This is a genomic window from Faecalibacterium sp. An121 (genome assembly GCF_002160915.1).
Taxonomy (GTDB): Bacteria; Bacillota; Clostridia; order Oscillospirales; family Ruminococcaceae; genus Faecalibacterium; species Faecalibacterium avium.
Window position 1 is genome coordinate 26798 of sequence record NZ_NFLM01000015.1, and the last position, 17927, is coordinate 44724.

General features: G+C 51.7%; 12 protein-coding genes and 1 tRNA gene. 6 read left to right on the forward strand and 7 right to left on the reverse strand.

All coding sequences use genetic code 11. From position 1 onward, the window contains the following. Positions 1 to 179: 179 nt before the first annotated feature. The 6 genes from B5E66_RS08965 to B5E66_RS08990 all read right to left on the reverse strand — a co-directional run bounded on the left by B5E66_RS08965 (position 180) and on the right by B5E66_RS08990 (position 10239). Entirely contained in the window at positions 180 to 1055 is an 876-nt protein-coding gene (locus tag B5E66_RS08965) for an FRG domain-containing protein (protein ID WP_143406966.1), read from the reverse strand. Positions 1056 to 1067: 12 nt separating this feature from the next. Beyond that, positions 1068 to 2558, reverse strand: coding sequence for a restriction endonuclease subunit S (locus B5E66_RS08970; RefSeq protein WP_087231746.1), 1491 nt, complete (start codon positions 2556 to 2558; stop codon positions 1068 to 1070). Then, positions 2555 to 4030: a class I SAM-dependent DNA methyltransferase gene (locus B5E66_RS08975; RefSeq protein WP_087231749.1), complete on the reverse strand. Its 1476-nt coding sequence runs from the start codon at positions 4028 to 4030 to the stop codon at positions 2555 to 2557. Before B5E66_RS08975 ends, B5E66_RS08970 begins: the two co-directional genes overlap by 4 nt. Positions 4031 to 4045: 15 nt before the next feature. Then, positions 4046 to 6595 carry a DUF4268 domain-containing protein gene (locus tag B5E66_RS08980; protein WP_087231752.1) on the reverse strand — a complete coding sequence of 850 codons (2550 nt, stop codon included), beginning with the start codon at positions 6593 to 6595 and terminating at the stop codon, positions 4046 to 4048. A 5-nt stretch (positions 6596 to 6600) separates the two neighbouring features. Beyond that, on the reverse strand, positions 6601 to 8943 hold the full coding sequence (gene hsdR / locus B5E66_RS08985; protein WP_087231755.1) for an EcoAI/FtnUII family type I restriction enzme subunit R: 2343 nt from the start codon (positions 8941 to 8943) through the stop codon (positions 6601 to 6603). A 483-nt stretch (positions 8944 to 9426) separates the two neighbouring features. Continuing rightward, the gene (locus B5E66_RS08990; protein WP_087231760.1) at positions 9427 to 10239 is read right to left on the reverse strand and encodes a helix-turn-helix domain-containing protein; all 813 of its coding nucleotides are present in this window, start codon (positions 10237 to 10239) and stop codon (positions 9427 to 9429) included. A 361-nt stretch (positions 10240 to 10600) separates the two neighbouring features. On the opposite strand from B5E66_RS08990, the gene B5E66_RS08995 reads away from it, so the two are divergent. The 5 genes from B5E66_RS08995 to B5E66_RS09015 all read left to right on the forward strand — a co-directional run bounded on the left by B5E66_RS08995 (position 10601) and on the right by B5E66_RS09015 (position 16200). Beyond that, positions 10601 to 11203, forward strand: coding sequence for a CHC2 zinc finger domain-containing protein (locus B5E66_RS08995; protein ID WP_242956948.1), 603 nt, complete (start codon positions 10601 to 10603; stop codon positions 11201 to 11203). Beyond that, positions 11200 to 12540, forward strand: coding sequence for a DNA primase family protein (locus B5E66_RS09000; protein ID WP_087231763.1), 1341 nt, complete (start codon positions 11200 to 11202; stop codon positions 12538 to 12540). Before B5E66_RS08995 ends, B5E66_RS09000 begins: the two co-directional genes overlap by 4 nt. Before the next feature lie 983 nt (positions 12541 to 13523). Then, positions 13524 to 14474 (forward strand): MobV family relaxase, encoded by a 951-nt coding sequence (gene mobV, locus B5E66_RS09005; RefSeq protein WP_164474873.1) that lies wholly within the window; start codon positions 13524 to 13526, stop codon positions 14472 to 14474. Between the two features lie 15 nt (positions 14475 to 14489). After that, positions 14490 to 14801: a helix-turn-helix domain-containing protein gene (locus tag B5E66_RS09010; protein ID WP_087231769.1), complete on the forward strand. Its 312-nt coding sequence runs from the start codon at positions 14490 to 14492 to the stop codon at positions 14799 to 14801. Positions 14802 to 14814: 13 nt separating this feature from the next. Then, positions 14815 to 16200, forward strand: a complete 1386-nt coding sequence (locus B5E66_RS09015) for a site-specific integrase (RefSeq protein WP_087231772.1) — start codon at positions 14815 to 14817, stop codon at positions 16198 to 16200. Between the two features lie 161 nt (positions 16201 to 16361). On the opposite strand, the gene B5E66_RS09020 is transcribed toward B5E66_RS09015, so the two are convergent. Further along, positions 16362 to 16437 (reverse strand) — tRNA-Lys (locus B5E66_RS09020). Between the two features lie 285 nt (positions 16438 to 16722). Here B5E66_RS09020 and B5E66_RS09025 point away from each other — a divergent pair. Further along, complete coding sequence (locus tag B5E66_RS09025; RefSeq protein WP_087231775.1) at positions 16723 to 17913, forward strand: DUF3048 domain-containing protein; 1191 nt, start codon at positions 16723 to 16725, stop codon at positions 17911 to 17913. The last annotated feature ends 14 nt before the right edge of the window (positions 17914 to 17927 follow it).

A 17927-nucleotide genomic window follows, 5' to 3' on the forward strand; every position in this document is an offset into this window, starting at 1 on the left:
ATATTCAACTTTTTGTTTTGCATCAAAAGGCAGATTTTGCACCTGTTGCAACCAGTGTACAGCTCTGAAACCGTGCAGATTCCGTGCAAAAACCGTGCAAGGTGTTTTTAGAAACTCCGAAGCAATTCACACACAAATGACTTGACGGCATTGTTTTGGGTGATAATCCTTTTATTAAATTATGTACTTTCAATCGAGGTTATCACACTTTTAACTTGATATTCTAATTCAGGGAAAAGGAAACCTTCATTTATATTTAAGAGATCCAGTTCTTTTATAATATTTGTTTTATACTCTTTAGGAATTTTCAGTTTTTTTATTACCGGACATATCATTTTTTGCTGGTTTTCATTCAAGGGAAGCAAGCTCATAAATCTTTTTCCATAATTTCCTATGTTATCACTCACTTCCACCTTCTCCAAAGACATACCAAACAGCAAAAATCCGCCGCTCTGTTGGATAATTCTTTGATTTGTCATTCTAGGCAATATTGCGTGTGCAGGAACAAAAAGCGAATGCCATATTGAACTCTCAGCATCCTTATCACTTAAATCGCATAAAAATGGCATTCGCTTTTTTCCTCTCTTTACCAAGCTTTCAATACACGTTTCTGGCTCGAAAACAAAATCTACAACAATTTTTACGGCCCAGTTATCTTCCCAAAATGTTGGAGTTGAAAAATAATAAAACGCGCCATCTGCATCCCTTTCATTTTGGCACGCAAAGTATAATGCAACAAGTGGATTCGTTGTTATATCCAACAATCGTGTAGGCAACCCGTAATGTTGCATTTTTACCAGCTTGTCAAAATTGTTATCAAATGCAAAATCCGCTGGTCTCCTCCTTTCTAATTCTTTAATATAGACCGATTCATTTTGAAATTTACCATCTCTATATACAGCAGGTTCTAATTTCCAATTATAGTTACCCTGTCCTCGATACCATGTCATATCATTTGTATTGGCATGATATTTTTTCAATGAATTGCTTTTCACAAAATCAATAATATCATTTGCGCTGTGTATTTCTATTGACGTTATTTCTTCAAATGACATTGTCTCCCCCACCTATTTTTGCTTCAACCTCTCGCACACCGCCAGTAGCTCCTCCAGCTTCTCCACAATTCGCTTTTGTTCAGCAAGAGGCGGGAGAGGAACTATGAGATTCCTCAATGATTTCAAACCAACTGTCTTTTGTGCTGTTCCAGTCGCTACCGCATCACACTGGGATTTTATAGTAGGACTTTTCAGAATATAGAAAATATAATCCCAATCAAGCATCAATTTCAAAAGTGCAATGTGGCGTTGAAAGCAAAACTTTTCATCACTTTCAACTTTTATCGGGATACCATATGACCCTGTAACTGTAAAAAGAATGTCTCCCTTTTGTGCAATCCGGTCGTTCGACAAAGTATTAAAATAATCTTGCGGAACATAACGGGTACTTGAAAAGTCAATTCTACCGGCAGAAACATTTGAAATCACTAAAAAAGGGACACCTTCAGGCACTTGCGGCGGCGGTTGATGATCTCCATCTGAAATACTTTTACATATTTCCCCCAACCTCACCCACATCCACCCCTCGGGTATCTCAAAGGGCTTCTCCTCCTCTGTGATCTCCGGCAGGGGTTTTTCTTTTTTGAGTTTGCCTTCCTTAATAAGCCGCTGTTTCTCGATCTGTATCTGTTCATACAGCTCCTGGGCGGTGCCTTCTTCGGGGCGCTGTTCCACCAGTTTGCCCTGGATGGCCTGCTGGAGGATGGATTTTTTCATATCCTCGGGGAAGCGGCGGTTGAAGTCCTCCAGTTTGGTCCATGCCTGTTCATAGCGGTCCACCAGGGGCAGGAGTTCTTCAATTTTGGCGACAATGCGCTTCTGTTCAGCAAGGGGTGGGAGGGGGAAAAGAAGTGCTTTTACAACTCCTGCACTTAATTCTGTCTGGTTTGTAGAGCCAGAACCCAGTTTTTCCATATATGGCTGATAGTATTTCAAAGAGTAAAAGGCAAATTTAACAGAAATATGGGTATTGGTTCTTATTATGGTGACATGTGAATCGGGTACAATTGGATGGCCGTTTGGATTATCGTTGCTATGATATATTCCAACTCTACCAAGTGTACCGTTACCGGTAGAGTTTAAGACTATATCATTGTCCATCATGAATTCTTCCTTTGGATATTTGCTGAGTTTTGCTTCATCCAGAAACTGAGCCAGAGATAAGTCAATATATCCGGCTTTGGTATTGCATTTCTGTGCGAAAACAAGAATATTGCTTTTTACTGCATATGTTGGCGATTTTCCGCGCTTAATTGTCTTTATAACAATATCGTTGAGCCTGCACCACATCCACCCCTCAGGTATCTCAAAGGGCTTCTCCTCCTCGGTAATCTCCGGCAGGGGCTTTTCTTTTTTGAGTTTACCCTCTTTTATCAGCCGCTGCTTTTCGGCCTGGATCTGGGCATACAGTTCCTGGGCGGTGCCTTCTTCGGGGCGCTGCTCCACCAGTTTGCCCTGGATGGCAAGCTGTAAAATGCTGTTTTTGAGTTCCTGCGGGGTCATTCGGCGGCACCTCCCAGGGCAGCGGTAATTTCGGCCAGGACGCGGTCGATCTCGGCGTTCAGCGAGGCCCGCTGCTCCTCATAGCGGTGGATCAGGTCCAGCGGGGCTAGGATCTCTTCTTCCTCGTGGGGATAGCCGCACTGGTCCAGGTTGTAGCCCAGCTCTTCCTCCAGCTGCCGGACGGTGAACTGCCGGGCCTTGTCGAAGCCGTCCACCGTCAGCTCCTGACGGTCGTTCCACCACGCTTCCGCCGGGGCGAAGTGTTCGAGCTTCATAGGTTTGGTCTTGCTGAAGTGCTTGTACCCTTCCGGCATATCCAGCCGGTAGAACCAGGTGGAGCGGGTGGGGCCGGTGCGGTCAAAGAACAAAATATTGGTGGTGATGGAGGTATAGGGGGAAAAGACGCTGCCCGGCAGACGGATGATGGTGTGCAGATTGAATTCATGCAGCAGCTTCTTTTTGATGTTCAGCTTGGCGTTGTCGGTGCCGAACAAAAAGCCGTCAGGCAGGATGACCGCCGCGCGGCCGCCGGGTTTGAGCCGGTACATGATCACCGACATAAACAGGTCGGCGGTCTCGCTGCTGGCCAGGTCGGCGGGAAAGTGGTTTTTCACGTCGGCCTTTTCACTGCCGCCGTAGGGCGGGTTCATCAGAACCACGTCGAAGCAGTCCTCCGGGGTGTAGTCCAGCACGTCGTGCAGCAGGGTGTTGTCATGGTAGACCTGGGGGTTGTCCATGTTGTGCAGCAGCAGGTTGGTGATGCAGAGCATATAGGGGAACTGCTTTTTCTCGATGCCATAGACGGAATTACTGAAAGCCGCCTCGTCCTCGGTGGTCCTGACCTGCTTGTGCAGCTCCTTCAGCCAGCTGGTCAGAAAGCCGCCGGTGCCGCAGGCAAAGTCCGCCATCCGCTCCCCGATTTTGGGGCGGATCATCCGGGCCATAAAGTCGGTGACGGCACGGGGCGTATAGAATTCGCCAGCCGTCCCGGCGCTTTGCAGCTCCTTCAGGATGGTCTCGTAAATCTCGCCGAAAGCGTGGCTTTCTTCGTAGTCGTCCAGGTGCAGCTCGTCAATGGTATTGATGACCTGCCGCAGCAGGACGCCGTCCTTCATGTAGTTGTTGGCGTCGGCAAAGGTGGTCTGGACAATGGCCTTGCGGATGGGGGTATCGGCATCCACCGGCAGGTTTTTCAACGTCGGGAACAGGGTATTGTTGACAAAATCCAGCAGCTTGTCCCCGGTCATCTCTTTTCCGTTTTTCTGGCCGGCCCAGTTTTCCCAGCGGCAGGGCTCGGGAATGATGGACTGGTAGTTCTCGTCCTCCCATTCCCAGTCCGCCTCTTTGGTGGCGTATACCTTCAAAAACAGCAGCCAGGCGATCTGCTCGATCCGCTGGGCGTCGCCGTTGATGCCGGCATCGTTGCGCATAATATCCCGCAGCCGCTTGATAAATCCAGATAAGTTGCTCATAAAAATGATACCGCCTTAAACGTTTTGCTTTAAGTATGGAACAAAAGCATCGTAGAATTTCTTACTCCACTCTGCATGAAACTTGGCCATTCTTGTCCAATCCTCTTCGTTTTCGATACTTACTCCGTCGAGCGTGAGGACAATATAGGAACTCTTTTTATCATCCATTCTGAGCCAGGACACCGGTGTTCCAAGCCTCGTTTCAATCTCCTCTTTATGCTGAAACAGAAAATCAAAAGATTGTTTATTCCTTTCTTTTTTGAAGTGTTCCAAACACAGTTCTATCTTCGCCACATTGTAATTTGCCACGCAGGCAAACGAGAATCCTCCAATTCCAAAGAAACCGTTGATCCAGTTTTCTTTGGATGTCGTACAACCCGAGAAGCACCCATGTCCTGTACCATCGTCATTGGCCTTCTGAATATAGGGCAAAGCAAATGCCCAATATTTTCGCCGCAACTCTGCGCGGGTCCCTGCTTCCTCGGCGCTCTTGTCTGTATTTGAATCCTTTAGAATAAAGATTAGCGCTTCTTCATCTGCACCATAGGCTTTAAAGAATTTTCTTAGAAGAGAAATCTTGGTGACTGTACTGGTATTCCGCTCTACAAAAATATTCTCGTCGATTTTAAGAGCATTGCGCAGATCATCCGGATGGCTGCTTACATAGGCATCCAGTTCGTTATCAGGGTCCGATTTATAAGCCAGCCTCGACAGCACCGACCGGTCCTCTGTATGGAGGATTTTCAAAACCTGTTCCATCATATCGATCCAGCTGGTGACCGGCTGCTCCGTATTTTTATATCTGAAGCGCAAAATGTCCCGACCGCTCAGATCCACATCATCTCCCAGAGAATAGGAGTCCATTTGCTTTTCCGCCGGTCTATAATTTGTCTCGGGCATGGGCCAGATGGTCACCGCCCGCTGCATTAACAGCTGATTTCGTGCTTCTAGTTCGGCCAGCCCCCAATGCTGTTGCTGTCCGATCCAGCTGTTCAGGTAAAGATGACTATTGATAAACCCATTTTCCATATCTCGCTTTTCTGCGAATGGGCTGTTGCTGTATTTGGAATTGTATCCAGTCAGGGTTAGGTTTGCAATCCGGTGCAGCCACCGCTCATGGATCTTTTCATAATCTTCTCCCAACTCCTTGACCCATGCCGGAGTGAGATGCTGTGGCATGATATGTTCAATGGAGTAGACCCCCTTGTCAAATTGCTTGTAGACATTCTGGACTTCTACTGTGCCAAAATTCTCGAACCGTTCTAGGATATAGATCTTGTTTTTGCTATTCATCTGGTAAACTGGACGAATGGTAAAAGCCTCCACAAACTCAGCATCATCCGGGAAACGGCCGCGGTCCGTCTTGGATTTAAGAGCATATTTAAACTTTTCCAGATAATTCGCTTCCGTACCATCGTAGCGGATGATTTCCCGATGAAGCATCAAAAAGATTTTGTTCAGGGCGTTGGTGGGCAGGTCACAGATACTTCGACGAAACAGATAATTTTCCGTTAGAAGGAAAATCTCCCTCACCTGCGCAAGGTCCAGCTTTCCTTCTGCTTGTAAGCGAAGCACTTCGAGAAAGAAGGGGCGGGTGACAGTAGTCTCCAAGCGATTTAACCGGTAAATACAGGCGTTCAGTGCCGTATCCTTCGTCTTGCCTTTAAGTAAAGTCTCATACCACCGTGCATAATCCAACAGCTCCTGAAGGAGCTGCTCAATCTCCAGCGCACGATCTTCCACAAAAGCCTTAAACGTGAAATAAACGTTGTTCATTGCAGGAATTATCTGCTGCTTGATACTCAGATAGTCCCGAATGAAACCGCTGACGTTGTAGCTGGTGTAAATTTCAATTTTATTCCAGTATTTTTCGTAAAAGTCATTTTGCTGCTTTGGCGGCTGGCCCATTAGGATAAAGTTCCGGATTTTATCACCTTCACTCAAAGCTACGCCAGTGGAGTTCAAGCTCTCAAAGATTAGCTGTGGGTTATCTTCCTGATTCAGGATAATGTTGATGATTTCAAGTTTTGTAATGGCGTCATAGAGTTCATCCAGGGTTACTTCTTCTTTCCGAAGCCGGGAGTAAAAATAATTGTAATTGATGGTAAGGTTGGAATCTGGGATATATCCTGATTCTTCGTCGAACAGCCGTCTAAAAGCTTCCCGATCATTTTTTACCGGCTTTAGTTTAATCCGGGTCTCATCTTCCTGCCACTCGTCGATCAAATAAGTTTTATAGATCTTTTCAGCAAGATTTCCTTTGGAAGGGGTGAGAATCCCTTGCTTCATCAAATTGTACATTGCAAGCAGCAATAACGAGATTGTAGTAAGCCGCTGCTGTCCATCAATCACAAGCAGTTCGTTGAATTCACCATCATTGTGAACCGATACAATGCTGCCAAAGAAGTGACTTTTCCTACCTTTGCGGACTACTTTTACCAAATCATTATACAACTGCTTGCAGTTTTCTGTCTTCCAGTCATAGTTCCTTTGGTATACAGGGATGACAAACCGTTTATCCGATCCCTGCATATATGCAACCAGTTTTGTCTCAGAACCCTTCATTTTTATTACACTATCCCTTCCTGATAAATCGCCTGTTCCAATTCTCGTACCGCTTTGAGATACCCTTCCTTCCCGCCAAAATAGCTTGCGATCTTGGCGGGCTTGCCCATCTTGAGGAAGGGGTCCAGCTTGAGGACCTCCGTTTTCTCGATCTCATAGATACCGATGTTGCAGTATTTATCCAGCAGCGCCTCCAGGACCTGATAGGCCGCGCCGCTGTACTTGCTCAGGAAGTCACGCTTTTTAACGTTGTTGGCCCGCTCCCTGCGGGTCAGGGGTTTCTTGTCGAACGCCACATGACAGATGAAGTCGAAGTCATCCACATCGGTCATCCCCTGCTCTGCTTTCACCTGTTCCAAGTCAATGCCCCGCTGGCGCAACAGATCGCGGATGGCTTCCTTCTTGTCTTGCGTGCTCCATTGGTGGATGAAGTTGTCCAGAGAGGCATACCGGCCAAGGATGTTTTCTTTGGTATAGTCTATGATGCTTTCCTGACGCAGCAGTTTGCCGTCGGTGTCGTAGATGGAAACGGTTTTCTGAATGATACGGACCTTACAGCCGTTTTCGTCCACGATGGGGGTAGGCAGCTTTGCGCTGCCGTCGTGATCATCCTTGCCCGGCGCTTTTTCCTGCGGGGGCAGGTCCTTCCCTTGTCCTTTGGCTGTTCCGAATTCCTCGTCGATCTCCAGAGGGCCGTCCCAGTCGGGGTCAGCAAACAGCCGGGTGACGTTGCGGAAATCCATCACGGTGAAATGGGTCTTACCCTCTTTTTCCCGCAGACGGGTGCCCCGTCCAAGGATCTGCTTGAACTCAGTCATTGAGCCGATCATCTCATCCAGCACGATCAGCTTGGTCATTTTGATATCGGCCCCAGTGGACAGCAGCTTGGAGGTTGTAGCAATCACCGGATATTTTTCCGTTGTAGAGCGGAAATAGTCCAACTTACTCTTTCCCACATCATCACTGCCGGTGATCCGCACCACATAGTCCGGGTTCTGTTTCATCATGTCCTGATTCAGCTGTGCCAGCATATCCCGCATGCGCAGGGCTGCATCCTCGGTGGCACAGAACACAATGGTGCGGGCCATCCGGTCGGTGCTCTTGAGGTATCGGGTGATCTCCTGGGCCACTTCGCGGATGCGGTCCTCTATAATGATGTTGTAGTCGTAGTCGCTGTTGGTATAGATGCGGTCGGGAATCTCATTGCCATAAATGTCCAACTGCCCCCTTCGGGGCCGCCAGCCCTCCCCAATGTTGGTCATGACATTGATGACCTTGAACGGCGCAAGAAAGCCGTCCTCGATGCCTTCTTTCAGGCTGTAGGTATAGACCGGCTCGCCAAAATAGCTGAGGTTGGAGATGTACTTGGTTTCCTTGGGGGTGGCGGTCATGCCGATCTGCACAGCATCCGAAAAATATTCCAGCACCCGCCGCCAGCGGCTTTCCTCCTTGGCCGATCCTCGGTGACACTCGTCTACGATGATCAGGTCGAAGAAATCCGGTGCGAACAGCTCGCTGAAGTGTTCCTGGTCGTCATCGCCCACCAGCTGCTGGTACAGGGAAAAATACACCTCATAGGATGTGACGGTGTTTTTCTGGTCCTTTTTCACATTGACCTTGTGGATGGTCTTTTGCAGCGGGGCAAAGTCCTGCTCGATGGATTGATCCACCAGCATATTGCGGTCAGCTAGGTAAAGGACCTTGTGTACCGTTTCGCTCTTCAAAAGCCGGTAGACGATCTGGAACGCGGTGTAGGTTTTGCCGGTTCCGGTGGCCATCACCAGCAGCAGCCGTTTTTGTCCCCGGGCGATGGCGTCAACAGTCCGGTTGATGGCGATCCTCTGGTAGTAACGTGGCGGGTAGGTAGCCTGGCTGGAAAAATAGGGCTGTGCCATGGCCGCCTCCTGAGCGGGCGTCAGGCCGGATTCCCGCTTATAGCGGTCGGACAGTTCGGCCTCCGTGGGGAATTCATCCATTCCAAATTGCCGCTCGGCCCCGGTGAGGAAATCGTGCTCGGCAAAGCCGTCCCCATTGGAACTGAAAGCAAAGGGCAAATCCAGCATTTTGGCATAGTCCATCGCCTGCTGCAGCCCCGCCGATACCTGGTGATTGTTATCTTTTGCTTCCACCACTGCGATGGGATTGTTTGCGCTGAGGTAGAGCAGGTAATCCACCCGTTTGCCAGGCTGCCGCACCGCAAGGTTACCCTTCAGGCTGATCTTGCCATCGGTAATTTGGGTCTCCATGGTGATCTTTTGGCGTTCCCATTTGGAAGTCAACGCAGGGGTAATGTATTGCAGCTTAATATCCTCTTCTGTCATGTTCTGCTTCAGAATGATCGGCTCCATAAACGTCCCCCTTTTCCCTACATGACAGGAACAAACCATCGCGCTTCGACAAACTGTTTTATTCAGTATAGCATAATGGACAGGGCGGCTCAAGGTGACAGATGCCATTTTAGCAAAGATGCCGGGTCATAAATTGGACCGCTTTGTGTTTTCTTTTGCCCCACGGTCCTCTCCATCCTTGCGACGGCTACTCATTTATGGAGTAGCTGCCCGGCAATGCGCAAAGAACCGCTTGCCGCCCGTTGCAGCCGGAAGAATCCAAAGAAACCGCGCCGGGGTTTCGTGGCACACGACTTTGCTTGCAAAGTCTAGTGTGTTATACCTTTGCGAAGGAGAGGGCAGCAGAAGCATACTCTGCATTTCCTGTTCAGGCGATGAAACCCACCAAAATGAAAGGCTGGCAGATGGTGCAAATTGCACCCGTCTGCCAGCCTTTCGCCCTCTGCGGAGCAAAGGTATACAAGCCCCGCCGCAGTGGCCGTCCTATTTCTTTGAGCGTTTTCCTCTCTGGCTGGCCCCACCTTTGAGCAGATTGGATTTCTTGCAAATCTCTACCAGCCAATGTTTCTCGTTGTCGGTCAGTTTGCTGTAATTGATTTGGTTCTGCTTGCAAAACAGCATCATCAGCTTTTCAACCTTGCTGCCCTTGACCTGTGAGATTTCCTCTAAAGATTCCTTGAATTCGGCTAAAGGAGACTCCACCGACGCACTGGACGTATCTTTGGAATGCTGCTGTTTGAGGTCAGTCAAAATTCGCTCCACATCATTACTCACAACACGGGCAAAGTATTCATCTTCGTCGATCTGCGCTGCCTTCAATGCCCGCAGAGTGTTGTCCTCTTTCGGGTCGTACTTCTCCACGATTGAGGTACGTACCGATTCCAGCAAGGCGTTCAGGTTCCGAATCTGCATAGACACCATACCGTCCACATAAATCTCCATATCCGCCATCAGGCGCGGGAACTCCGGGTGGGTAATAAGCTCACAGAAAAGCCGGTTGTTTATCCTTCCACTTTTTAGCATTTCTATTGCTTCATCGCTCAGATGCAAGTCCGCAAGGACTGCGTCTGAGCGATTTTTGTTTTCCACCAGACCCAAAAGGTAATCTGTCATCACATCATAGAAACCCGCCAGCTTAGTGATGGCAAACAGGCTTATGTCCCCTGATTCATTTGTCTCATACTTGCCAAGGGCCGCTTTTGACAGGCCCGTTTGAGCTGCCAGTTCCTCCAGAGTGCAGCCCCGTTCAATGCGCAGGTCCTTGAGGCGTTCGCCTAACGTCAGCTTTGTATGCATTTCTTACCTCCATCCGATGGGTGGGTTGGCGATTTATCATTTTAGTATACCATATTAATGCTGTTTTGTCCAAGAGCGTGGAAATCGAGGGGTTTTGAGGCAAATTTCCAACCTCTTGGACATACGGGAAAGCTCTGGATTTTCTGTTATACTGTCTCCAATGTAAAATTGAATGACCGTCCTCACCGCCCAAACCGCCACGACCTCCACCCGGAGCGAGCGCCCGAAAGGGATGGCACAGCGCCCTCAGAGATGAGTGGTTGCCTGCCAGAAGCGATGAGGGAGGACCGGCAAACTTTATCCGACCGGGCACACGGCAAGGCACCGTGTGCCCTCACCCTGTTAAGATTGCGAGGTGTAAATGATTCTTTTTAAGACAGTAAAAGAATCTATCACTGTCAAGCAGGCCGCGGCCCTGTACGGCCTGCCCATCACGACCACCGGGATGACCCGGTGCCCCTTCCATGAGGACCACACCCCCAGCATGAAGCTGAACGACGCCTATTATTACTGTTTCGGCTGCGGAGCCACCGGCGACGTGATCGACCTCACCGCCCACATATTCGACCTTAGCAGCCTACAGGCTGCCCGGAAACTGGTTCAGGATTTTGACCTCAGCCCGGACAAGCCCCCATCCGGCGCGGTTACACTGCCCAAGCCGCTCACCGCCATTTTCGATACCCAGCAAGAGGATATTGCCTACTGTCTACGGGTCCTCCATGACTACCGCGACCTGCTGACCCAGTGGCAGACAGAGTTTGCTCCCCTCTCCCCGGAGGAACCGCTGAACGAGCGCTTCGTGGAAGCTTTGCACATGTTGGATGTCGTAGATGACCTTATGGATTGTCTGGCTTTTGGGCCGCCCTCCCAGAAGGCGGCCGCTGCCAAGCGCCTGCTGGATGGTCAACTTCTGCCCAGAATGGAAGCCCGCTTGGACACCCTCAAAGCAAAGGAGGTCGCATGAAAAGCAAAACCTACCGGCCCAGCTCCAACGATCCAGTTTGGCTGGAAGAAGGGCATCGAATCAACGAAGCGGTTTTCTGTGAGACCTTCATGTCCACACACAAAATCATTTTCTGCAACGGCTCTTTCTTTACCGAAGATGGCCGTGTCACCGACGAAATGCCTCTGCGCAGCATGATTTATGAGGAGCTGCGGGACTATGCCAGCAGCAACGTAGCCCGCAAGGTGGGCAATATCCTGGACTTGCTCAAGCTTTCTGCCCAGGTGGATAACTTCCGTCCAGTCACCAACTGCATCCACCTGGCCAATGGAACCCTGCACTTGGATGGAAGTTTTCAGGAGGGCAAGCCGGAAGTGGTCCGCAACCGGCTTCCCGTTCGGTATAACCCCGCAGTGGCCCAGCCTGTCCACTGGCTGCGGTTCCTGTCCGCCCTGCTCTACCCCGAAGATATTCCCACGGTTCAAGAATTTATCGGGTACTGCCTTATCCCCAGCAATAAGGGCCAGAGGATGATGGTCCTCAAGGGCCGCGGCGGTGAGGGCAAAAGCCAGATCGGCGTGGTGTTGTCCAGTCTGTTCGGCACCAATATGAAAGACGGCAGCATCGGCAAAATATCAGAAAACCGCTTTGCCCGGGCCGATCTCGAGCACATCCTGCTCTGCGTGGATGACGATATGCGGATGGAGGCTCTGCGGCAGACCAACTACGTCAAGTCCATTGTCACGGCCCAGGGCCAGATGGACCTGGAACGGAAGGGCAAACAGAGCTACCAGGGCTGGATGTATGCCCGGCTGCTGGCCTTCAGCAATGGCGATCTGCAAGCCCTGTATGACCGAAGTGACGGCTTCTACCGGCGGCAGCTGGTCCTCACCACCAAGGACAAGCCCGCCGACCGGATAGATGACCCTGACATCGCCGAGAAGATGGCCGCCGAGGCCGAAGGGATTTTCCTCTGGGCCTTTGAAGGGTTGCAGCGCCTGGTTCGGAACAGCTTCAAGTTCACCGAGAGCGACCGAGCTCGGCAGAACCGGGAGCTGGTCAAGCGGGACAACAATAACTTCTTTGACTTCATGGAGGCCGAGGATTATATCCGGCTCAAGGCGGATGCCTGTGTCAGCTCCAAAGACCTCTACACCATTTATAAGATGTGGTGTGAGGAGAACAACCTGGTGGCCCTGAAAGCTCGGAGCTTCAGTGACGCCGTGATCGCCAACCTAAAGAAGTATAACCTGGAGCACACCAACAACATCCTCAACTCGGCAGGCCGCCGTGTATGGGGCTACCTGGGAATTGAAGCCCTGGTCCGGCCGGAGATGCCTACCTCTTCCTGGGGATAAAACTGTATATGGGAGAACTTGGCCTTTTTGCTATGTACGTATGTACGAGGCCAGTACAGACGCATCCGGCATAAGGCTCCAGAGAGTGTAACCGTTTGTTACTCCCTTGAAGTGGCTGTGACCAAATTGGTCACTACCAGAATCTCTTGATTTGACGCTCGAGTTCTGATTCACGAAATTGAAGTGGCTGTTCCCATTTTGGGAACAGCCAAAATCATGTATATGGGAGCACTTCGCCTTTTTGCTATGTACGTATGTACGAAGTCTGTACACGCACGTACATAGCGAAAATCCTAAAACACGCCATATACGCAAATCCTTTATAAGGCTAAAGTGGTAGTGGGCATTTTGTCCACTACCACACTGAGTTGATCAAATTTTCACGGTGGCAACTCGGCTTTAGTGGCAGTGGATCTTTTCGGAAGTGCATCTGCTTTGGTCCAATCCTTGTAATCAAGTGGTCAATTTGACCACTTGATCTTGCACAATAGAAGTTCGAGTTGATGTAAAAGAATCAACGGACAGATTTTGTCCGTTGATTTTCTGGAATGCCGAGATGTTCACCTTTCACCGCTATGTATGCACTAACCCCCCCGTACGCACGTACATAGCGAAAAGCCCAAAACGTGCTATATACGCAATCCTTTATGACACTGAAGTGGCCTGGGTCAAAATGACCCAGGCCACTCCTCTCCGATCAAGTTCCCATTTTGAGAACTTGATTTGAGATGGAACACCTTCTATCCCCTTATATAAATCAGTTGGTCATTTTGACCAACTGATAAAAGAGGATGTATCAATAATCAAGTGGTCAAAATGAACACTTGATTTTAGTTTGGTTGGTGCTGGACATTTTGTCCAGCACCACTTTTGTAATCGAAGCTCATCCATCCAAAAGAAAGGAGTTTGTACTATGCCCGTCACCAATATGATTGAATTGCCAAAAAGGAGGGCCGTCCTTGAGCCAACCACAATATGCCATCATGCGCTTCGCCAAGTACAAGGGGCCGGAGATATCCAACATCGAAGCCCACAACGAGCGTACTAAAGAAAAGTACGCCAGCAACCCTGATATTGACCGCTCCCGCAGCAAGTACAACTTCCACCTGATTGAGCCAACCGGCAGGTATAGGGCAGAGGCCGAGAATCAAATCCAGGCTGCCGGATGCCGTACCCGAACAGACAGCGTCCGGGTGGTGGAGGTTCTGTTCACCGCTACGCCGGAGTTTTTCAAAGGCAAGAAGCTGCCCGAAGTCCGGCGCTACTTTGAAGAAGTGCTCTGCTTCTTCGAGCAATACCAATCCAGAGAAACGATCATCTCCGCCGTGGTGCATATGGACGAGAAAACGCCCCATATGCACCTTTCTTTTGTTCCGCTGACCGCAGACGGCCGCCTGAGTGCCAAGGAGATCGTGGGCAACAAAAAGAAGCTGACCTGGTGGCAGGACAAGTTCTGGGAACACGTGGTCCAAAAATACCCCGACCTGGAGCGCGGCGAGAGCGCAAGCCAGACGGGACGCGACCACATTCCACCCCGCATTTTCAAGGAGATGACCCGCCTCAACAAGCAGCGCCAGAAGTTGGAGGAACTGCTTACCGGCATCGGGCCTCTTAATAGCAAAAAGCGGGCCGCCGAAATCTCCAAACTGCTGGACGGTTATATCCCGGCTGTGGAGAAGATGCACACTCAGCTCAAGAAGTACAACGTAGCCTTCACCGAGACGGCCACAGAGAACAAGCAACTGAAAAAGAAGGCCGCCGAGTTGGAGCAATCTCTGGAAGCCGCCACCAAAACCAGCGTCCTCAAGGAGCTGCGGGACGCACAGCTCCGGCGCGATTATGAGGATGCTCTGGCATTGCTGGAACGGATACCGAAAGAGGTTTTGGACGAATTCAGGAGGCCCAAAGCCGCCCAGCGTACTGCCGAACTTTGAACCATGAAAAGGAGAATGCCAATGAAGAAAAATAACAACACACCCACAAATTTCACCTCAGAAACCTTGCAAAACACCCCCGAAACCGGTACAATGGAATCAGTCACCCAAAACAATGCCGTCAAGTCTCCGAACTCTGACCTGAAACAGCCCGAACGGAAAGCCTGTGTCTACACGGTGGAGGAGGTGGCGCAGATGCTGGCCATCAGCCTGCGCTCTGCCTATAACCTGTGCAACAGCACCACCGAGTTCCGTGTCTTACGGGTAGGCGGAAGCATCCGCGTCCCCAAGGACAGTTTTCACGCCTGGCTGTTCCGGGCAGCCTGACAAGGAGGCAGTTATGGCATATATCACCAAACGCGGCGGCTCTTATGGCGTCCGCTACACCTACCAGGACGAGCACGGCAAAAGCTGCGACAAATGGGAAAGTTTCTCCACCAAAGAGGAGGCGATGAACCGCAAAAAGCAGGTCGAGCACGAGCTGGCCAGCGGCACCTTCCTGATCCCTTCAACGGTAACGGTCGGTGAGTTCCTGATGGACTGGCTGCCCAAACAGTGCAGCAAGCATAAGTGGGCACCCAAGACTTATCAGTCCAATCTGTCCACCATCCAAAACCTTATTGTTCCCTATATCGGAAACATGGAGATGCAGAAGCTCAAGCCTTATCACTTGGAGAACCTGTACAGCACTCTGAGCAAGACGCCTTGCGGCCAGTATATCGAAGGCAAAAAGCAGAAGCTGACCCCCAAACAAAAGCAGCGGCTGCTTTCCGGTACCACCATCCATGAGGTCCACCGATTGCTGCACACCGCATTCCTCTATGCGGTGGAGTGGGGCATTCTACTGAAAAGCCCCGTCCCTCTGGAAGGCCCCAAAAAGACTACCCAGGAGCGGAGCATCTGGAGCGTTGAGGAAATGCGGGCGGCCCTCGCCAGCATGGAGGACCCTATCCTTCATCTGGCGGTCCACCTGACTCTGGTTGGCGCACTGCGGGAAGGCGAAGTGGCAGGGCTTACCCCGGAAGACATCGACTTTGACGCCGCCGGCGGGGTCGGCACCTTTTCAGTCAACAAGTCGATGCAGCGGGTACAGAAAGAATCTCTAAGCCAAGTAGGCGACAGTTGTGTGTTAAAAGCCTTTGAGGACAAGCGGGAGGGCAGCAAGACCCTTCTGATTCTAAAAAGCACCAAAACAGATGCATCTCGCCGGATCATCTTCCTGACCGCCGCTCTCCGGGAGGAACTGAAATGCTGGCTGGAACAGTTAAAAGCCGACGAGTCCCGTGCACCAGAACGCTACCACGACAGCGGAATGCTTCTCCGCCTGCCCAACGGTCAGGCCGTGGAGCCGGTCCTCATCCGCAAAAAGTTCCTCAAATGGCAGGACGCGCACCCGGAATTTCCCCGCATCGTCTTTCATGGGCTGCGGCATTCCAGTGCCACCTACCAGCTGATGATCTCGGGCGGCGATGTGAAAGCCGTACAAGGCACGACAGGCCATGCCAGCGCGGATATGCTGGTCAATACCTATGCCCATATCCAGCAGACTTCCCGCAAAGAGCTGGGACAAAAGTTCGAGGAGAGCTTTTACAAGGAAGCCGGTAAGCCCGCTCAACCGTCTGAGATAGCCGGTGAGGCCGCCATCTCCATGTCCGCCTTGCTCGATCTGTTGAATAACGCCGACCCTGCGGTGAAGGCACAGCTCCGCTTGGCCCTCATGACCTGATGCAAATTCAGGCAGAAACTGCAAAGGAATTCCACAGGATATAAAATCCTCCTGCGAAAAGCCTGACCGTGCAGAAACCGTGCACCGACCGTGCACTCCCCGCCTTTGGGCGGGTACATAAAAAGAAAAAGCGTCAAATCTTACGATCCAACGCTTCTCTTTGGTGCGCTCGTGGGAACTCGAATCCCAGGCCCTCTGATTAAAAGTCAGATGCTCTACCGACTGAGCTACGAGCGCATATAGGTACGGCTGCATATGCCGCCTGATTATTGTACCACACCCCGGCGCAAATTGCAAGTCCCGGCGCAAAAAAGTCCTGCCGCCGGGGCGCGCGGCAGCGCTGCGGCGCCTTTTTTGCCTCTGCGGGGCGGGCGGGGCCGGCAGGAACTTCCTCTTTACAAAGGGATACAAAATAGTTACAATGAAGAATATACAGTGCGCCGTTACCCGCGCCATCCTGTGCCCGGAACCGGGGCCCTGCGCCCTGTCTTGTATCCCATTGCAAAGGAGAGATGAACCTCTATGAAGATCACCCGCCGCCTGCTTCTGCGCTGCTCGGCAGCTCTCACCGGCAGTCTGGCCCTGATGGGTGTCAGCACCCAGGGCAGCCTGCTGGACTGGCTGCAGCGCTTGTTCGGCTCCTCCGGGGCCGCTTCCTCCGGCGCTTCTTCCGCCGCGTCCTCCGCGGCTTCTTCCCAGCCCGCTGCCAGCAGCGCCCCCGCCCTTCCCCCTTACGATGCCGATCCCCTCACCGGGCAGCCCAAGACCGGCAGCGGCCGGATGGTGGGCGTGATGATCAACAACATCTGCAACAGCGCCCGGCAGAACGCGCGGCCGCAGCGGGGCCTGTCTGCCGCCTCCATCCTGATCGAATCCAAGGTGGAGGGCAACATCAGCCGGCTGTGCGCTGTCTACACCAGCGCCGACGTCATCCCCGAGGTGGGTCCCCTCCGCTCGGGCCGGGACCAGTTTTTGCAGCTGCTGATGCCCTGGCAGGCCCTCTACTACCATGACGGCGAGAGCGTTTTCTGCACCCAGTACGTCAATCAATGGGACTACTCCGGGCTGAACATCGGAGGCAAGAGCTATTTCAACACCCCCACCCATCCCCATGTAGCCCACCGGGACAGCCGGGGCGGCGTAGTGGCCTATGAGCACACCGAGTTCACTTCGGGCCCCGAGATCCGCCAGGCCGCCGGCAACGCCGGCATCAGCCTGGACTATCACTACGATACCACCTTCTTCCCCTTTGCAGACTACCGCACCGGCGCTGTGGAGGAGCTGGCCGGCTGCCAGGACGCCAGCCATGTGACGGTGCGCCACTCGGCCAACTATCAGTCCTCCTTTGATTACAGCCCGGCCGACAAAGTCTATCGGATGCTGATGTACAGCGCCCGCACCGGCCGGTTCGAAGCGGCGGTGGACGAGCTGAACGGCCAGCAGCTGGCCTTTGAGAATCTGCTGATCTGCTTTGCCCCCATTGCCGCCTACCCCGGCGACTCAGGCGACGTGCAGCAGGTGCAGTACATTGCCGGCGGCGAGGCTTACCTCTTCACGCAGGGGCGGGTGCGGCCCTGCCAGTGGTCCAAGCTGGCCCCCGACCTTCCCCTGGAAGTGAGCGACGGCGGCCAGACCGTCCTGTTCAACCGCGGACGCACCTACCTGGCTGTGGTGGACGAGGACGAGCGGGACTTCTTTGCCTTCAACGCCTGATTGGGAAGGATCTT